The 17,189-nt window shown below is 72.8% G+C and carries 14 protein-coding genes and 1 tRNA gene; 5 read left to right on the top strand and 10 right to left on the bottom strand.

Annotated elements, in window-relative coordinates:
• Nucleotides 1-21: 21 nt before the first annotated feature.
• A complete protein-coding gene (locus ACZ52C_RS20430; protein WP_469076038.1) occupies nt 22-1,419 on the bottom strand; it encodes a GntP family permease in 1,398 nt (465 codons plus the stop codon).
• Nucleotides 1,420-1,520: 101 nt separating this feature from the next.
• Nucleotides 1,521-2,018 carry a gluconokinase gene (locus tag ACZ52C_RS20425; RefSeq protein ID WP_469076037.1) on the bottom strand — a complete coding sequence of 166 codons (498 nt, stop codon included), beginning with the start codon at nt 2,016-2,018 and terminating at the stop codon, nt 1,521-1,523.
• A 143-nt stretch (nt 2,019-2,161) separates the two neighbouring features.
• Between ACZ52C_RS20425 and ACZ52C_RS20420 the strand changes: the two genes are divergently transcribed.
• Entirely contained in the window at nt 2,162-2,863 is a 702-nt protein-coding gene (locus tag ACZ52C_RS20420; RefSeq protein ID WP_469076036.1) for a FadR/GntR family transcriptional regulator, read from the top strand.
• A 30-nt stretch (nt 2,864-2,893) separates the two neighbouring features.
• Here the strand turns inward: ACZ52C_RS20420 and ACZ52C_RS20415 are convergent, their stop codons facing one another.
• From ACZ52C_RS20415 to ACZ52C_RS20395, 5 genes are all read right to left on the bottom strand, one after another.
• Nucleotides 2,894-3,421, bottom strand: coding sequence for a ferredoxin (locus tag ACZ52C_RS20415; protein WP_469076035.1), 528 nt, complete (start codon nt 3,419-3,421; stop codon nt 2,894-2,896).
• On the bottom strand, nt 3,418-3,855 hold the full coding sequence (locus ACZ52C_RS20410) for a YchJ family protein (protein WP_469076034.1): 438 nt from the start codon (nt 3,853-3,855) through the stop codon (nt 3,418-3,420). The genes ACZ52C_RS20415 and ACZ52C_RS20410 overlap by 4 nt, the downstream gene beginning before the upstream one ends.
• Nucleotides 3,856-3,902: 47 nt before the next feature.
• A complete protein-coding gene (locus ACZ52C_RS20405; RefSeq protein WP_469076033.1) occupies nt 3,903-5,285 on the bottom strand; it encodes a M1 family metallopeptidase in 1,383 nt (460 codons plus the stop codon).
• A gap of 77 nt (nt 5,286-5,362) precedes the next feature.
• The gene (locus ACZ52C_RS20400; protein ID WP_469076032.1) at nt 5,363-9,238 is read right to left on the bottom strand and encodes a Pls/PosA family non-ribosomal peptide synthetase; all 3,876 of its coding nucleotides are present in this window, start codon (nt 9,236-9,238) and stop codon (nt 5,363-5,365) included.
• 280 nt (nt 9,239-9,518) lie between these two features.
• Nucleotides 9,519-9,603, bottom strand: a tRNA-Leu gene (locus ACZ52C_RS20395).
• Between the two features lie 200 nt (nt 9,604-9,803).
• On the opposite strand from ACZ52C_RS20395, the gene ACZ52C_RS20390 reads away from it, so the two are divergent.
• From ACZ52C_RS20390 to ACZ52C_RS20380, 3 genes are all read left to right on the top strand, one after another.
• Entirely contained in the window at nt 9,804-11,129 is a 1,326-nt protein-coding gene (locus tag ACZ52C_RS20390; protein ID WP_469076031.1) for a M20/M25/M40 family metallo-hydrolase, read from the top strand.
• A gap of 144 nt (nt 11,130-11,273) precedes the next feature.
• A complete protein-coding gene (chpH, locus tag ACZ52C_RS20385; RefSeq protein ID WP_033531632.1) occupies nt 11,274-11,507 on the top strand; it encodes a chaplin ChpH in 234 nt (77 codons plus the stop codon).
• Nucleotides 11,508-11,640: 133 nt separating this feature from the next.
• Nucleotides 11,641-12,594: a chaplin gene (locus ACZ52C_RS20380; RefSeq protein ID WP_469076030.1), complete on the top strand. Its 954-nt coding sequence runs from the start codon at nt 11,641-11,643 to the stop codon at nt 12,592-12,594.
• Between the two features lie 70 nt (nt 12,595-12,664).
• Here the strand turns inward: ACZ52C_RS20380 and ACZ52C_RS20375 are convergent, their stop codons facing one another.
• Nucleotides 12,665-12,853 (bottom strand): DUF5703 family protein, encoded by a 189-nt coding sequence (locus ACZ52C_RS20375; RefSeq protein ID WP_005485166.1) that lies wholly within the window; start codon nt 12,851-12,853, stop codon nt 12,665-12,667.
• 48 nt (nt 12,854-12,901) lie between these two features.
• Between ACZ52C_RS20375 and ACZ52C_RS20370 the strand changes: the two genes are divergently transcribed.
• Nucleotides 12,902-13,591, top strand: coding sequence for a hypothetical protein (locus tag ACZ52C_RS20370; protein ID WP_086797745.1), 690 nt, complete (start codon nt 12,902-12,904; stop codon nt 13,589-13,591).
• Between the two features lie 163 nt (nt 13,592-13,754).
• Here ACZ52C_RS20370 and ACZ52C_RS20365 read toward each other — a convergent pair whose 3' ends face one another.
• Nucleotides 13,755-16,106: a helix-hairpin-helix domain-containing protein gene (locus tag ACZ52C_RS20365; protein WP_469076029.1), complete on the bottom strand. Its 2,352-nt coding sequence runs from the start codon at nt 16,104-16,106 to the stop codon at nt 13,755-13,757.
• Nucleotides 16,103-17,086: an aldo/keto reductase gene (locus ACZ52C_RS20360; protein ID WP_469076028.1), complete on the bottom strand. Its 984-nt coding sequence runs from the start codon at nt 17,084-17,086 to the stop codon at nt 16,103-16,105. The genes ACZ52C_RS20365 and ACZ52C_RS20360 overlap by 4 nt, the downstream gene beginning before the upstream one ends.
• Nucleotides 17,087-17,189 lie beyond the last annotated feature (103 nt).

Genomic DNA, 17,189 nt, shown 5'->3' with positions numbered 1-17,189 from the left:
CAGGCCCTGGTCCCGTACCGCCTAGATGATCAGCGACAGCAGCAGCACGATCGCCCCCGCCACCACCGAGATGATCGTCTCCATCACCGACCAGGTCTTGATGGTCTGGCCGACGCTCATCCCGAAGTACTCCTTCACCATCCAGAAGCCGGCGTCGTTGACGTGGCTGAAGAAGAGGGAGCCCGCGCCGATGGCGAGGACGAGCAGGGCGGTGTGGGCCGTCGACATGTCCGCGGCCAGCGGCGCCACCAGGCCCGCCGCCGAGATCGTGGCGACCGTGGCCGACCCGGTCGCCAGCCGGATCGCCACCGCGATCAGCCAGGCCAGCACGAGCGCGGGGATCGACCAGTCCTCGGAGATCTCCAGGATCATCTGCCCGACCCCGGAGTCGATGAGCGTCTGCTTGAACCCGCCGCCCGCGCCGACGATCAGCAGGATGCCCGCGATCGGCGCGAGCGACTTCTCGACCGTCGACCCCAGCCGCTCCTTGGTGAACCCGGCCGCCCTCCCCAGCGTGAACATGCCCACGATGACGGCCGCGAGGAGCGCGATCAGCGGCGAGCCGGCCACGTCGAAGACCCGCTGGACCATGTTCTCGGGATCGTCCACGACGATGTCCACGAGCGCCTTGGCCAGCATCAGCACCACCGGCAGCAGCACCGTCGTGATGGTCGCGCCGAACCCGGGCCGCTTCTCCAGCTCCTCCGAGGCGCGCGGAGGAATCATCCGCTCGGGCACCGGCACGTCCACCCAGCGGGCCGCGTACTTCGAGAACAGCGGCCCGGCGATGATCACGGTCGGTATCGCGACGACCAGCCCCAGCGCCAGCGTCACGCCCAGGTTGGCCCCCACGGCGTCGATCGCGACCAGCGGGCCGGGGTGCGGCGGGATCAGCCCGTGCATCACGGACAGACCGGCGAGGGCCGGGATGCCGATGCGCATCAGCGAGTAGTTGCCGCGCTTGGCGACCATCAGTACGACCGGGATCAGCAGCACGATCCCGACCTCGAAGAACAGCGGCAGCCCGATCACCGAGGCGATCAGCACCATCGCCCAGGGCATCGCCCGCCCGCCGGCCCTCGCGAGGATCGTGTCGACGATCTGGTCGGCGCCCCCGGAGTCCGCCAGCAGTTTGCCGAGGATCGCGCCCAACGCGATGAGCACGCCGACTCCGGCCACGGTCGTCCCGAGCCCGGTGGTGAAGCTGGCGATCGCCTTGTCCAGCGGGGCCCCGGCGAACGCGCCGAGCGCGAGCGAGCCGATGGTCAGCGCCAGGAAGGCGTGCACCTTGAACCTGGTGATGAGCACGACGATCACGGCGATGCCCGCCAGTACGGCGATGCCCAGCTGTGCGTGCCCCGCCGAGGTGATCGGCTCGACGGGGTCCGCTGCCAGCAGCTCGACGTTGAGTCTGGTCACGGTGATTCCTTGGTGGGTGGGTTTCGGGGGAGGTGAGGGGGTGGGGGAGGGGTGGGGGAAGGAGACGGCGGGCCGAGGGCCTACGACGACGCCGGATCCGACTACCGCAGCGCGGTGACCGCCCGCTCGGCGATCTCCTCGGGCGCGCCCGACACGTCGACCGTGACGCCCGCCTCGTCCGCCTCCAGCGGCTGAAGCGTGGCGAACTGCGAGTCGAGCAGGGCCGTGGGCATGAAGTGGCCCTGCCGGTGGGACATCCGGTCCTCGACGAGGGCCCGGTCACCGGCGAGATGCACGAAGACGACTCCGGGCGCCGCGGCCCGCAGCCGGTCCCGGTAGGCCCGCTTCAACGCGGAACAGCTGACCACCCCGCCGAGTCCGGCCCGGTCGTGCGCCCAGGCGCCGATGGCGTCCAGCCACGGCCCCCGGTCCGTGTCGTCCAGCGGTGTTCCGGCCGACATCTTGGCGATGTTGGCCGCGGGGTGGAAGTCGTCGCCCTCGGCGTAGGGAACGCCGAGCCGGGCCGCGAGCAGGGGACCGATCGTGGTCTTCCCGGTCCCTGCCACGCCCATCACCACGACGACATGAGGGGTTCGCATCACTACCTCGCTGTCTTCGTCGACATCTGGGACGTCATCCGACGCCGACGACACTGAAACCCATTAGGTACGACGAATTCAAGCCCCCGACACAATTAAGTCTGACTTTTTCTCCACTCCCCTCCCCTCGTACCCTGATCCCCATGACCACACCGGGCCGGGGGCTGCACGGCCGAGTTCTGGAGACCCTCGGACCGGCGATCACCGCGGGCGAGTACCCGCCGGGCAGCGTGCTGCGCACGGACGAACTCGCCCAGACCTTCGAGGTGTCCCGCTCCGTGATGCGCGAGGCGGTCCGCGTGCTGGAGTCCATGCACCTGGTCGAGTCCCGCCGCCGCGTCGGCGTGATCGTCCGCCCGCCCGCCGAGTGGAACGTCTACGACCCGCAGGTCATCCGCTGGCGGCTGGACGGCGCCGACCGCCCCCGCCAGCTGCGCTCCCTCACGGTCCTGCGCTCCGCGATCGAACCGATCGCCGCCGGTCTCGCCGCGCGCCACGCCACCGCCGAGCAGTGCGCCGCGCTCACCGAGTGCGCCATCGGCATGGTCGCCCACTCACGCGGCCACAAGCTGGAGGGCTACCTCCGGCACGACGTCGCCTTCCACCGCCTGATCCTCGACGCCTCCGGCAACGAGATGTTCGCCCGCCTCGGCGACGTCGTCGAGGAGGTCCTCGCCGGCCGCACCCACCACGCGGTGATGTTCCACGACCCCGACCCCGCCGCCGTCACCCTCCACGTCCAGGTCGCCGAGGCCATCCGCGAACACGACGCCCCCCGCGCCGAGAAACTCACCAGAGAGATCACCGAGGGCGCCCTCCAGGAACTGGACATCCTGGCCCCGTGAACGCGTGACCACGCGAGGGGCACCCGGCCCTCACAGCACGGGCAACCGGTCGCCGTCCCCGGGCGACCGCCGCTCCTCCAGCCAGTACAGGTACACCCGCAGGTCCGTGGCCAACCCGTCCGCGATGTACGCCTCGAAGTCCCGAACGGCCGCGACGATCCCCTGCCCCGACCGGGCGTCGAACTCCGCCCACTCGTCGCTCCGACCAGCCAGGTACTCCGTGATCCGTGCCCGCCCCCGCCACCACTCGCGCACCAGGTCCGACGTCCACCACGCGTCCCCGTCGCAGGCGTAGCAGGCGAACGGGTCCGCTCTCGCCGCCTCGACCAGCCGGGCCGTCTCCGCGGGCGTCCTCGGCTGGCGGTACACGTACTCGGACGCGTGCTCGCCGCCGTAGAGCACATGGGCGGGCGCGTGCAGCCGCCCGGTCCAGCAGTTGTCGGTGTCGGCGCCGTACAACGGACCCGGCACGTTCAGCCAGAGCCGGTCCTCCCAGCGCCCCTTGAACGCCTCCCGGTCGTCGCCGACGGACGGCAGCGGGTCGAAGTAGCGGGTCATGACTCCGGGAACTCGCCGTCCACGTACACCCATGCCCCGTCCACCCGCTCGAAGCGGCTGTGTTCGTGCGTCGAGCCGCCGCGGTACGAGGCGCGGAAGGTGACGGTGCCGGTGGTGTGGAAGGCGGAACCGTCCCGGGTGTCCAGGATCTCCAGGCCGGTCCACCGCATGGTCGTGTCGAAGGCGACGTCGGCGGGCCGCGTGCGGGGATGCCAGCTGCGCAGCAGATAGGCCTCGTCGCGCACGACGAACGCGCTGTACCGGGACCGCATCAGGGCCTCGGCGGTCGGCGCGGCGGCGCTCCCGGAGTGGTACCGCCCGCAGCACTCCTCGTAGGTCTTCCCCAGCCCGCAGGGACAGGTGCGAGGGGCCGGCGAGGACACCCCGGAGACGCTCTTCGACCTGGCCCTGGAACCACTGCGGCGCGACGACATGCCCGCCATTGTGCCCGCTACCCGGCCGACCCCGTGCACGCCGGCCGTTACGCCGACCCCGCGTTCGTCGGCGGATACGGCGGTCGCGCCGGGACCCCGGAGTCCCTCGGGGCGGGCAGGGGCGGCAGCGCCGGCTCCTGCAACCAGGCCCGGAACAGGTCGTCCAGCGGATCGTCGGCGTAGCGGCCGGCGTGCGCCGTGAAACCGGCCGTCGTCACGGCACCGCCGCGGTGCACGGTCGCCCAGCCGCGCAGCATCCGGAAGAACGCCTCGTCACCGAGGGCACAGCGCACGGCGTGGACGGTGAGACCGCCGCGCTCGTAGAGCCGGTCGTCGAACATCAGCTTGCGGCCCGGGTCGGCCAACCGCAGATCCTGGGGCAGCGCGGCGAGCTTCTGGTGCGCGGCGGCCGCCAGTTGCTGCGCCGTGCGCCCGCCGGAACGCTCCGACCACAGCCACTCGGCGTACTTGGCGAACCCCTCGTTCAGCCAGATGTGCCGCCAGTCGGCGATGGACACGCTGTTGCCGAACCACTGGTGCGCCAGCTCGTGCGCCACCAGCCGCTCCGAACCCCGCGCGCCGTCCACGTGGTTGGCGCCGAACAGCGACAACCCCTGGGCCTCGACCGGGACATCGAGCTCCTCCTCGGTCACCACCACCGCGTACTCCCCGAAGGGATACGGCCCGAAGAGTTCCTCGAACAGCTCCATCATGGCGGGCTGCCGCGCGAAGTCCCGCGAGAAGTCGGTGAGCAGGTGCGCCGGGATGTGCCCGTGCTGCGGCACCCCGCCCGGCCCCGGATCGCCCAGCAGCACCGTCTGGTACCGGCCGATCGCCAGCCCCACCAGATAGCTCGACGTCGGCGCCGACTGCTCGTACACCCACGTCGTCGTGGACGCCTTCGCCGTACGCGTGAGCAGCCGCCCGCCCGCCACCACCTGGTACGCCGACGGCGTCGTCACCGAGATCTGGTACGACGCCTTGTCCGCGGGCCGGTCGTTGCACGGATACCAGGACGGCGCCCCGACCGGCTGGCTCGCCACCAGCGCCCCGTCCGTCAGCTCCTCCCAACCGAGCCCGCCCCAGGGGCTGTTCACCGGCTTGGGATTGCCCGACCAGTGCACCTCCACCGTGAACGCGGCCCCGGGCCGGATCGGCTTGGCGGGCCGGATCCGCAGCCTGCCGCCCCGGTGAGAGTAGTGCGGCGCCCGCCCGTCGACCCGCACCCGCCCGATCTTGAAGTCGGCGAGGTTCAGCTGGAACTCGGCGAGCGCGGCCCGGCCCGCTATGGCGTTGAGCCGCGCGGTGCCCGACAGCCGGTTCGGCCCCGGCCGGTAGTCCACGGCCAGCTCGTACCGATGCACCCGGTAACGGGAATCACCGTTCGCCGGGAAGTACGGGTCCGGACCCACTGACTGCACAACCGCCACTGCCGCTTCTGCTCCCCGCTCCGCTCTCGTACGACGTCCATCGTCCCCCGGGTTCCCCCGCGCCGCACGAGCCGCGTTCAGCGGCGCCACGACTCGATCGGGTTGCCCAGCCACCGGGTGTCGTCGGGAACGGACTCCGCGGCCATGACCAGCGACGCCGGACCCAGCGTGGTGCGGGCCCCGACCACGCTGCCGGGCAGGACGATTCCGCCCGGGCCCAGGGTGGCACCCTCACGGAGTTCAACAGTATCCGTCCGCAAGATCCGGTCGTGGAAGAGGTGGGTCTGCAGGACGCACCCCCGGTTCACCGTGGCCCCGTCGCCGAGCGTCACGAGGTCGGTCTCCGGCAGCCAGTAGCTCTCGATCCACACCCCCTTGCCGATCCGCGCCCCCAGCCCGCGCAGCCACACGGTGAGCACCGGCGTACCGGGCACCGCGCCCGCCAGCCACGGCACGGCCAGCACTTCCACGAAGGTGTCCGCCAGCTCGTTGCGCCACACGAAACCGCTCCACAGCGGATGCTCACCCGTGCGGTGCCGCCCCACCAGCAGCCACTTGGCGACCACGGACACCAGACCCGCCAGCACGCCCGCCGAGAGCAGCACCACGCCGCCCGCCGGCCACGCCCAGCCGCCCAGCGCGCTCAGCGCCGCCACCGTCAGCAGCGCCAGCCCGGCGGAGCAGAACACCGGCACGATCCGGCACAGCTCCACCAGCCCCCGCGCCCACAGCAGCCGCGCCGGCGGTTCGTAGGTGAGGCTCTGGTCGCCGCCAGCCGCCGCCCGGGGCAGCCTGACCGGCGGCAGCCCCAGATACGAGCTGCCCTTCTTCGCCTTCTTCGGCGTCGCCGACAGCACCCCCACCAGACCGCCGTCCGGCACCGAACGCCCCGGCGCGGTCATCCCGGAGTTCCCCAGGAACGCCCGTCGCCCGATCTCCGCCCGCCCGATCCGCATCCAGCCGCCGCCCAGCTCGTACGGCGCGGTCAGGGTGTCGTCCGCGAGGAACGCCCCGTCCCCGACCGTCGTCAGACTCGGCAGCGCGAGCACCGTCGACACCTCGGCGCCCCGGCCGATCCGCATCCCCAGCAGCCGCAGCCACACCGGCGTGACCAGCCCCGCGTACAGCGGGAACAGCGTCTCCCGCGACCGGTCCATCAGCTGGGTGACCGTCCACGCCTGCCAGCCGACCCTGCTGTGCGTGGGATGCGTGCCCTCCCGCAGCCCGAGGCTCAGCAGCCGCACGGCCACCAGCAGGAGCAGCGCGTACGCCGCCCCGAACGCGAGCGTGGCCGGCACCAGCCCCAGGGCCGCGCCCCGCAGGGCACCGCCGAGCCCGGCGTCCGGGTCCACGAACAGACTCAGCACCACCAGGGCGGCGACCCCGGCGAGCACCGGCAGCGCGGTCAGCCCGAACCCGGTCACCCCGTACGACGTCCGCCAGATCAGGCCGCGCCGCGGACGCTCCTTGGGCCAGTTCCGCTTCGCCTTGCCCAGCTTGACCGCGGGCGCCCCGGCCCACCGCTGCCCGGTGGGAACCTGGCCGACCACGGCCGACCCGGGCGCCACCTCGGCCCGCTTGCCGACCCTGGCCCCCGGCAGCAGCATGCTCCGCGTCCCGACGACCGCGCCGGCGCCCACCTTGACCGGCCCGATCTCCAGCCGGTCCCCGTCGATCCAGTACCCGGAGAGGTCCACCTCGGACTCCACCGCCGCGCCCCGCCCGAGCTTGAGCATCCCCGTCACCGGCGGCAGCGCGTGCAGATCGACGTCGGCCCCGACCCTGGCACCCAGAGCGCGCGCGTACCGCTCCAGCCAGACCCCGGTGAGCGAGGTCGCCCCGCTGAACTCGGCCAGCCGCTCGGCCGCCCACAGCCGCAGGTGCACACCCCCGCCGCGCGCGTACCGGCCCGGCTCGACGCCGCGCAGCAGCAGCCGTGCCCCGCCCGCCGCGATCGCCAGCCGCCCCGGCGGGGTGAAGAACAGCACCGCCCCGGCCGCCACGGCCCACCAGGGCGCGGTCGGCAGCCAGGCGTACGAGCCGAGCAGATTCCCGAGCGCCGCCAGCGGGACGACCCACCGCAGGCCGAGCAGCGTGAACAGCGGCAGAAGCAGCGCGAGCTGGACGAGCCGCGCCCGCGCCGGCACGGGGGCCACGGCCCGCCGGGCCCCGTCCTCGCCGCCGGACTCCTCCAGGTACCGGGCCAGCTTCCTGAGTGTGGGCCGCTGGTAGACGTCCACCACCGCGACGCTCGGGTACCGGGTCCGCAGCCGCGTCGTCAGCTGCGCGGCGGCCAGACTGCCCCCGCCGACGGCGAAGAAGTCGTCGCCCGCGCCGCCGACCGGGATCCCCAGCACCTCGGTCCACTGTTCGGCGAGCCATGCCTCGGTCCCGTACAGCTCCTCGGTGGGACCGGCGGTCTCCAGATCCGCGAGCGGCCACGGCAGCGCGTTCCGGTCGACCTTCCCGGACGTCCGGGTCGGCAGCTCCGCCACGGGCGCCAGCAGCGGCACCAACGCGGCCGGCAGCTCGGCTCGCAGCTTCTCCACGGCCGCCGCGTGGTCCCACCCGTCCTGGGTGACCACATAGCCGACGAGGAGCTGGTTTCCGCTGCGCGCGGTCCGTACGGCCGCCGCGGCACCCGCGACACCGGGCAGGGCCTGCAAAGCGGCGTCGACCTCGCCCAGCTCGATCCGCCGGCCGCCGAGCTTGATCTGCTCGTCGGCCCGCCCGAGGAAGACCAGCCCCTCGGGCTCGGCCTTCACCAGGTCCCCACTGTGGTAGGCGCGCTCCCAGCCCAGCGACTGAAGCGGCGCGTACTTCTCCGCGTCCTTCTCGGCGTCGAGATACCGCGCGAGCCCGACCCCGCCGATCACCAGCTGTCCGCTGCCGCCCATCGGCACCGGCTCCCCGGCCTCGTCCACGACGGCCAGCTCCCACCCGTCGAGCGGCAGCCCGATCCGGATCGGCTCCGCACCGGACATCAGCGCGGCACAGGCGACGACGGTGGCCTCGGTCGGCCCGTACGTGTTCCAGACCTCCCGCCCCTCCGTCACCAGCCGCTGCGCCAGCTCCGGCGGACATGCCTCACCGCCGAAGATCAGCAGCCGTACGTCGTTGAGGGTCTCGGGCTCCCACAGCGCGGCCAGCGTCGGCACGGTCGACACCACCGTGATCTCCTGCTCGACCAGCCAGGGCCCCAGATCCGCGCCGCTCCTGACCTGCGCGCGCGGCACCGGCACCAGACAGGCGCCGTACCGCCAGGCCAGCCACATCTCCTCGCAGGACGCGTCGAAGGCCACCGAGAGGCCGGCCATCACCCGGTCCCCGGGCCCGATCGGCTCCTCGGTCAGGAACAGCGCCGCCTCCGCGTCCACGAACGCGGCGGCGCTGCGGTGGCTGACGGCCACTCCCTTGGGCTTGCCGGTCGACCCGGAGGTGAAGATGATCCACGCGTCGTGTTCGACGCCGGGCCGCGCGGCGGGGGAGCCGGACGCGCCGTGCACCGTCAGGTCGTGGCCGGCCCCGACGACCGCCCGTACCTCCGCCTCTCCGAACACCAGCTCGGCCCGCTCGTCGGGGTCCTCGGCGTCGACGGGCACATAGGCGGCCCCGGCGGCCAGCACCGCGAGGACGGCGACGTACAGCTCGTTGGTGCCGGACGGCACCCGCACCCCGACCCGGTCCCCGAGCCCGACGCCGACGGCTGCCAGCCGTCGCCGCAGGTGCTCCACCTCGACGGCCAGCGCGCGATAGGTCAGCCGGCGCTTCCCGTCGTCCAGCGCGGGCTCGTCCGGGTACGACCGCACGGACGCCTCGAAGACGTCGACGAGCGTGCGGGGGGAGGCCGCGGGACCGGCCGAGAAGCGCGCCACCTGGTCGAACCGCCCGGCTCCCTCGGCCAGCTCTCCGTCGAGCAGCGCCAGGTCAGGACTCTCGTACACGGCGGCCATCGGATCCTCGCCTCTCGAACCCGGACCATCCGGGGGCGCCGGAGGGCCACAGGTCTGCCTGGGGATATTTCCGTACCGGTGCCGAACAAGCCCCATACTCTAGTGCTCGGGTGACTACGGCCTGTCGTGACGGCCAAGCGAGGGCATCAGGACGGCGGCCCGCAGGGTTCGGCCGGGCGGCTGTGACCTGGGGTTTCTCGAACGCGGAGAGATACGTCCCACATTTCGTCCCCCAACGCGCGAAGGCCGCGACCCTTGGGTCGCGGCCTTCGCCACTGTGTGTCCGAGGGGGGACTTGAACCCCCACGCCCGATAAAGGGCACTAGCACCTCAAGCTAGCGCGTCTGCCATTCCGCCACCCGGACAAGGTGTCTGTCGCGCGAGGTCTCCCTCGCGGCGACGAAGGAAACATTACCAGGCTTTCGAGGGCCCCCGATCACACCCCGTCCCCGGCGACGGCCGGGCGTGAACGGCGTGTGACGGGCCGGTCCCGGTCTTGGGGCGGGTGGTGGGGCAGGAGGAGTATGAGGGGGAACCACCAGCAGCGACAGCGGGAGGAACCAGCGTGAGTGAGACGGACCCGGGCAGGCGCGTGACCGGCGAGGACGAGGTCGTCGACCTCTGCAGCGAGCTGATCCGCATCGACACCAGCAACTTCGGCGACCACTCGGGTCCGGGTGAGCGCGTGGCCGCCGAGTACGTCGCCGAGAAGCTCGCCGAGGTGGGGCTGGAACCGCGGATCTTCGAGTCGCACCCGGGCCGCGCCTCCACGGTGGCCCGGATCGAGGGCGAGGACCCGTCCCGGCCCGCGCTGCTCATCCACGGCCACACCGACGTCGTCCCGGCCAACGCGGCGGACTGGACCCACCACCCGTTCTCGGGCGAGGTCGCGGACGGCTGTGTGTGGGGCCGCGGCGCGGTCGACATGAAGGACATGGACGCCATGACGCTCGCGGTCGTCCGCGACCGCATGCGCAGCGGCCGCAAGCCCCCGCGCGACATCGTGCTCGCCTTCCTCGCGGACGAGGAGGCCGGCGGCACGTACGGGGCGAAGCACCTGGTGAAGAACCACGCCGATCTCTTCGAGGGCGTCAGCGAGGCGATCAGCGAGGTCGGCGGCTTCTCGTTCACGGTGAGCGAGCAGCGGCGCCTCTATCTGATCCAGACGGCCGAGAAGGGCATGCACTGGATGAAGCTGACCGTGGCCGGGACGGCGGGCCACGGTTCGATGATCCACCGCGACAACGCCATCACCGAGCTGTCGGAGGCCGTCGCCCGCCTCGGCCGCCACCAGTTCCCGGTGCGGGTCACCAAGACCACCCGCGCCTTCCTCGACGAACTCGGCGACGCGCTCGGCACCGAGCTCGACCCGGAGGACATGGAGGGCACCCTCGCCAAGCTGGGCGGCATCGCCAAGCTCATCGGCGCGACGCTGCGCAACACCGCCAACCCCACCCAGCTCGGCGCCGGTTACAAGGTCAACGTCATCCCCGGCGAGGCCACCGCGCACGTCGACGGACGGTTCCTGCCCGGGTTCGAGGAGGAGTTCCTCGCCGACCTCGACAAGATCCTCGGCCCGAAGGTGCGGCGTGAGGACGTGCACTCCGACAAGGCGCTGGAGACCTCCTTCGACGGAGCGATCGTCGACGCCATGCAGTCGGCGCTGCTCGCCGAGGACCCGGCCGCGAAGGCGGTCCCGTACATGCTCTCCGGCGGCACGGACGCCAAGTCCTTCGACGACCTCGGCATCCGGGGCTTCGGCTTCGCACCGCTGAAGCTGCCGCCGGAGCTGGACTTCGCGGGCATGTTCCACGGCGTCGACGAGAGGGTGCCGGTGGACGGCCTGAAGTTCGGTGTGCGCGTCCTCGACCGCTTCATCGACGCGTCCTGACCGTTCGGCACTTAAATCGGCCGGGCGTACGAAGGTCGACCGTGACGAGTGAATCCGACCATAAGCTCGTAGCTCCATTACTCCCTCCTCGTTACAGGTGATGTGACTCGCTACTTGGGGTCGCTTTGCCAACAAGGAGGAATAATGCTCAAGAAGGTCGTCGCCGCTGCGGCAGCCACCGGTGGTCTGGTTCTCGCGGGCGCGGGTCTGGCCGTCGCCGACGCCGGGGCTCAGGGTGCCGCCGTCGGCTCCCCGGGTGTCGCGTCCGGCAACGTCGTCCAGGTGCCGGTTCACGTCCCCGTGAACGTGTGCGGCAACACGATCTCGGTGATCGGGCTGCTGAACCCCGCCTTCGGCAACACCTGCATCAACAAGTGACGTTGTGCCTCACCCGGTGAGGGTCTGAACAAACCGTCGGCCCCGGAGTGCGCGCCATGCACTCCGGGGCCGTTCGGTCTCCCGACAAGGTGTACAAGATCACAACATAGGGCTTAAGGCAGGTAATTCAGCAATGCGACAGGTCACCCGCAAAGGCCTCATGACGGTGGCGGCCGCCTCCGGGGTCTTCGCCGCTGCCGGAGGCATGGCGCACGCCGACTCCGGCGCGCAGGGCTCCGCCACCAACTCACCGGGCGTGCTCTCCGGCAACACCGTGCAGGCGCCGGTGGAGGCCGAGGTCAACGTCTGCGGCAACACGGTGAACGTGGTCGGGCTGCTCAACCCGGCGGCCGGCAACACGTGTTCCAACGGCTCGGGCGGCAAGCACGCACGCGGCGGCCACTCCGACCAGGGCCACGGTTCCTCCCACGGGGGTTCCCAGGCCCGGGGTCACGCCAGTGACTCGCCGGGCGTGGCCTCCGGCAACGTCGTGCAGGCCCCGGTGCACGCGCCGGTCAACGTGTGCGGCAACAGCGTCAACGTGGTCGGCGTCGGCAACACCGCCGTGGGCAACGACTGCGCGAACGGCTCCGGTGGCGGCGGTTACGGCGACGACGGCCACGGTCCGTCGTACGGCGGCTCCCACGCAGGCGGTCACACCGGTGACTCGCCGGGGGTGGCCTCCGGGAACCACATCCAGGTTCCGGTCCACGTGCCGGTCAACGTCTGCGGCAACAGCGTCAGCGTGATCGGCATCGGCAACGGGGTCGCGGACGACGACTGCGGGAACTCGGGCGGCGGAGGGGCGCACGAGAACCCGGGCGGCCCGCAGAACCCGCCGGGCGACTCCGAGGAGGCGTCCCCGCAGGCACCGAGCAAGCCCGACCGTCCGGCTGGCCCCGGCGGCGAGGTCCCCGGCGGTGACACCAACACCCCGGGTACGCAGACCGTCACCCAGCCCGACGGTGCCGCGCAGCTCGCCCAGACCGGCGGCGACCTGCCCCTGGGGCTGATGCTCCCCGTGGGCGCGGGTGCACTGATCGGCGGCGCCCTGATCTACCGCAAGGCACGGGCCGCCGCGCTGTAACCGACCCGGGCGTCCACCGAACGGAGCGGGCCCCGCACCAGCGGGGCCCGCTCCGTTCCGTCGCGCCCACTCACCATGTGGCGCGTACCTGGCGGATGATCCGTCGGCGCAACCGCACCCTGCGGCTGCCGTCACGCAGCAGGCTCAGTCGGTCCAACTCCCAGTGTCCGTACTCGGCATGGTCCGTCAGCAGGCGTGTGGCGTCCTTGCGGGAGACCCCGCGCGGTACGTACACGTCGACAAATTCGTATTCCGGCATCGGTATCTATTGTGCGGGCTGGGGCCCGGTACGGATAGCGTCTGCACTATGTCTGATGCTGCGCAGCCCACCGCTGCCGAGGTACGCGCCGCCGCCGAGGCGGTCAAGACCGCGCTCGACCGCCACCTGGCCGCGGTCGAACGCCGGTCGGGGGAGGACGACCCGGCTGTCTACGAGGCGTTCAACGAGCTGGCCGCGGCCGCCGAGGAGTACGACGAACTGCTCTACGACCGCTATGACGAGGTCACTCCCTTCGAGATCCCCGGCACCGAGGACAGGCCGCCGTACATCGGCCCCGACGAGCCCGGCGCGCTCAGTGTGCTGATCCGCCGCGACTACACGGTGGGCGAGCCGCAGCGGCTGCTGGCACAGGCGCAGCGCGTGGAGGCGGCCGAGGAGCCGACCGCCTCCGAGGGGGCGGCGAGCACCGTGCTCGGCGCCCTCGGTGTGCTGTTCGGTGAGTTCGAACCGGACGAGATCGCCTCCCGGCACAAGGAGTTCGGCCTGGAGGAGGGCGACTCCACGCTCTGGGTGACCGCCGCGGACGACGCCGCCGAGCCCGGGGAGTGGCTGGAGGCCCCCTTCGAAGGGGTCGACACCCAGCGGACCGTCTGCCGCTTCGACGTCAGCGCGGTCTTCGACGACGAGCCGGACGACGACGACCTGGACGACGACGTCACCCTCGTCGCGGAGCTGGACGAGGACGAGGATCTGGAGCCGCTGGACGTGGACCGGTAGGGGTCCACGGCGGTGCCCCGTGGCCGGGAACGTCTCATAGCTCGGGGCTTTCCGTCGTCGGGCGGCCTCGGGTCGTGCGTGGTTGCTCGCGCAGTTCCCCGCGCCCCTGGAAGACGGCCCTGCGGGCCGCCCCAGGGGCGCGCGTCCGTTGTCGGGCGGTGCCTCAATCGGCCGACGGCACCTGGGCCTTGAGCAGCGCCGGCAGCCGGGTCGTGCGGGGCTTCGGCGGGATCTCGGCGACCGCGCGGGGCAGGGCCTGCTCCACGCCGTGCACCACGGACAGGTGCCGCTCGGCGCGACCGAAGGCCGTGTAGACCCAGGGGCGGGTGAGGGCCTGCGCCGCGTCACCCGGCAGCACCACCACCGCCGCCGGCCACCGGTGCCCCACGGCCTGGTGCGCGGTCAGCGCCCAACCGTGCCGCACGGTCCGCTCGACGCGCTCCTTCGGTACGACGACGGCCGCGCCCGCGCACTCCAGGTGCAGCCCCTCGGCATCGGCCTTCACCACGCGGCCCGGCGTCGTACGGCCCGGCGCGGGGGAGTGGGCCACACGGTCGCCCGGGTCGAAGCCGCCGAAACGACCAGGACCGGGGTTCAGCCGCTCCTTGAGCGCGGCGTTCAGCGCGCGCGTGCCGACGGCGCCGCCATGACCGGGGGTGATCACCTGCACGTGCTCCGCGGGGATCCCGAACGCCCTCGGCACCGAGTCCACGACGAGCTGCGCCGTCCGGTGCACCGCCTCACCGGCGTCCCGCACCGGCACGATCACGACCTCCTTGCCGGGCGCGTCGACCTGGTTCAGCTCGCCGATCCCGATGCCCGAGACCAGTTCGCCGATGGGCCCCGGGTCGGGTGTCCGCGAGGCCACCTGCGGGCAGGCGCGGGCGGCGAGCAGGTCGGCGAAGACCCGGCCCGGCCCGGCGGACCAGAGGACTCCCGGGTCGCCGCTGAGCACCAGCCGGGACCCGTCGGGCAGCGACTCGGCGAGCAGCGCGGCGGTCTCGACGTCCACCTGGGGAGCGTCCAGGACCACGAGCAGGTCCAGGGCGAGCGCGCCCTCCGCGTCACGGCCGGGTCCCTCCGCGCCGGACAGCAGCCCGGCGAGGGTCGTCACCACGGATGCGGCCCCCTCGACGGTGCCGGCCTCCTCGGCGGGCTCGCGGTCGGCGGAGCCCAGCTGCGCGGCGAAGCGGCGCCTGCCGTCCGCGCTGTGCGTCGCCGCGTAGGCCCGTAGTCCGAGCGTCCGCGCGGCCGTGACGAGTGCCGCCGGTTCCGCGCGGGCCGCCTCGCCGCCGGTGTGCAGCACGAGCCCGTGGCCGGCGACGGCACGGATCAGCTCCGCCGCGGAGCGCGGCGCCGACGCCGCTGCCGGGGCCCAGTCGGTCGGATCGTCCTTGGGCAGGGAGTTCATGACGCGGGCCAGGCCGTCGGCGAGGCTCTCCTCGGCGAGGGCGTAACGCTCCAGACCGATGAGGACACGGACCGGGCGCTCCTCCTCCGCCTCGCCGCCCTCGCCATCGCCCTCGGAGCCGGAGCCGGAGCCGGCGTCCGCGGAGGTCGACGTGGGGGCGGGTGCGGACCGGGGCGTGGACGGGGCGTCGTCCAGCGCGTCCTGGAAGACCAGGGCCTCGCCCTCGGCCACGGTGCTCTGGACGGCCTCGTCGGGGTCGGGGACGGAACGCTGACCCAGCGCGGCGATCAGGGCCGGGGCCTCCAGCGCCGTGTGGCCGGCCACGGCGGCCTGCTCCAGCAGCCACACGGTGACCGCCCGGCCCCGCCGCTCGTCGTCCGGGCCGCACTCCGCGCCGAGCAGGGCCCGCGCGAAGCCGTCCGCCTGCTCCGGCCGTACACCCGGCACGTGCAGCAGCTGCCAGGGATCCTCCCGCAGCCGGGCGCCCGCGCCCTCGCCGAGCGCCTCGGCGACCTGGGGCACCAGCGCCTCGGGAGCACCCCCCTCGGTCAGCACCGCGCGCACCGCCTCGACCGTCTCGCCGGAGGGCGCCGCCGTACCGACCGGGGGCGGCACGGGGTGCGGTCGCCGCGCCGGTTCCTGCGCGGGCCGACGGGGGGCGGGCTCCGGCTCGTCGAAGACGGTGGCCGTGGGCTTCCGGCCGCCCTCCACGGCCCGCACGGCGGCCAGCAGATCGGCGGCCGTCCCGCTGAGCTTGGCCCCGCTGGTGACCGGTGTCTTCTTCTCCGCCTTGCGCTTCTCGATCCGCTCCCGCTCCAGCCGTTGGGCCGCCAACTCGGCCTGGGCCTCGGAGACTTCGGCCGCGGTCCCGGAGGCGGCCTCGGAAGTGCTCTCGGGCGTGGCTCCGGACGTGGCCTCGGAAGTGGTCTCGGGCGTGGCTTCGGACGCGGTCCCGGCCGTCTCGGCGGTCTCGACAGTGCCGGCGTCGTCGGCGGAGCCTTCCGGAGTGCCCCCGGCGGTCGCGTCGTCGGGCGCCTCGGAGGCAGTCGCGTCGCCCCGTCCTCCCGGCTCGTCCGTCCCCGTGGTCGAGGGCTCCGTGCTCACAGCGTGCTCCAGTCGTGATCGGGATAGCGGTGCACGGGCGCCGACACGTCGTCGAGAGCCCGGCAGATCTCGTCAGGAAGACTAAGGCTCTCCACTGACAATGCCCCCGTGAGCTGCAGCGCGTTGCGCGCGCCCACGACGGGCGCGGCCACGCCCGGCCGGTCGCGCACCCAGGCGAGGGCCACCTGGAGCGGGGTAACGGCGAGACCGTCCGCGGCGGTCTGCACCGCTTCCACGATGCTGGTCGCCGTCTCGTCGAGGTAGGGCGCGACGAACGGCGCCATGTGCTCGGAGCCGCCCCGTGAGTCGGGGGGCGTGATGTGGCGGTACTTGGCGGTCAGCACACCGCGCCCCAGCGGTGACGAGGGGAGCAGACCGATGCCCAGGTCCAGCGCGGCGGGCAGCACCTCGCGCTCGACGCCGCGTTGCAGCAGGGAGTACTCCAGCTGCGTACTGGCCAGACGGGTGCGTATACCGGGGGCCGCGAGCTGCCAGGTGGCCGCCTTCGCGAGCTGCCAGCCGCAGAAGTTGGAGACCCCGGCGTACCGGGCGCGGCCGCTGCTGACGGCCAGGTCGAGGGCCTGGAGCGTTTCGTCGAGGGGCGTCTCGGGGTCGTAGGCGTGGATGTGCCAGACGTCGACGTAGTCCGTGCCGAGGCGGGCGAGGGAGGCGTCCAGGGCGGCGAGCAGGTGGCCCCGGGAGCCGTCGAAGCGGCGGTCGGGGTCGGGGACGCTGCCGGCCTTCGTGGAGATGACCAGGTCGCGGCGGGGCACCAGGCCGGCCATCAACTGCCCGAGCAGATACTCGGCTTCGCCGTCCCCGTACACGTCCGCCGTGTCCACGAGGTTGCCGCCCGCCTCCCAGAACACCTTCAACATGTCCGCGGCGTCGTGCTCGTCCGTGTCGCGGCCCCACGTCAGGGTGCCGAGCCCGATCCGGGACACGCGCAGGCCGGTACGGCCGAGATGCCTCTGCTCCATGAACGCCGACATTACTGGCCAGGGTTGGTCACGTGGGGGCCTGTGGATAACCGATCTGGCAGTGCGGGTTCGTCGTCCGCGGCCGAGTGGGGGCTGGTCGCAC

The sequence above is a fragment of the Streptomyces sp. NPDC034049 genome, assembly GCF_055575575.1.
Note: the sequence above shows the minus strand (reverse complement) of the source record. Positions and strands in the feature narration are given on the sequence as shown.

Bases quoted from the DNA above. Each gene is read 5' to 3' on its own strand.
- ACZ52C_RS20425 (WP_469076037.1), bottom strand. From the start codon at position 2,018: ATGCGAACCCCTCATGTCGTCGTGGTGATGGGCGTGGCAGGGACCGGG.
- ACZ52C_RS20420 (WP_469076036.1), top strand. From the start codon at position 2,162: ATGACCACACCGGGCCGGGGGCTGCACGGCCGAGTTCTGGAGACCCTC.
- ACZ52C_RS20415 (WP_469076035.1), bottom strand. From the start codon at position 3,421: ATGACCCGCTACTTCGACCCGCTGCCGTCCGTCGGCGACGACCGGGAG.
- ACZ52C_RS20410 (WP_469076034.1), bottom strand. From the start codon at position 3,855: ATGTCGTCGCGCCGCAGTGGTTCCAGGGCCAGGTCGAAGAGCGTCTCC.
- ACZ52C_RS20400 (WP_469076032.1), bottom strand. From the start codon at position 9,238: ATGGCCGCCGTGTACGAGAGTCCTGACCTGGCGCTGCTCGACGGAGAG.
- chpH (WP_033531632.1), top strand. From the start codon at position 11,274: ATGCTCAAGAAGGTCGTCGCCGCTGCGGCAGCCACCGGTGGTCTGGTT.
- ACZ52C_RS20380 (WP_469076030.1), top strand. From the start codon at position 11,641: ATGCGACAGGTCACCCGCAAAGGCCTCATGACGGTGGCGGCCGCCTCC.
- ACZ52C_RS20375 (WP_005485166.1), bottom strand. From the start codon at position 12,853: ATGCCGGAATACGAATTTGTCGACGTGTACGTACCGCGCGGGGTCTCC.
- ACZ52C_RS20370 (WP_086797745.1), top strand. From the start codon at position 12,902: ATGTCTGATGCTGCGCAGCCCACCGCTGCCGAGGTACGCGCCGCCGCC.
- ACZ52C_RS20360 (WP_469076028.1), bottom strand. From the start codon at position 17,086: ATGGAGCAGAGGCATCTCGGCCGTACCGGCCTGCGCGTGTCCCGGATC.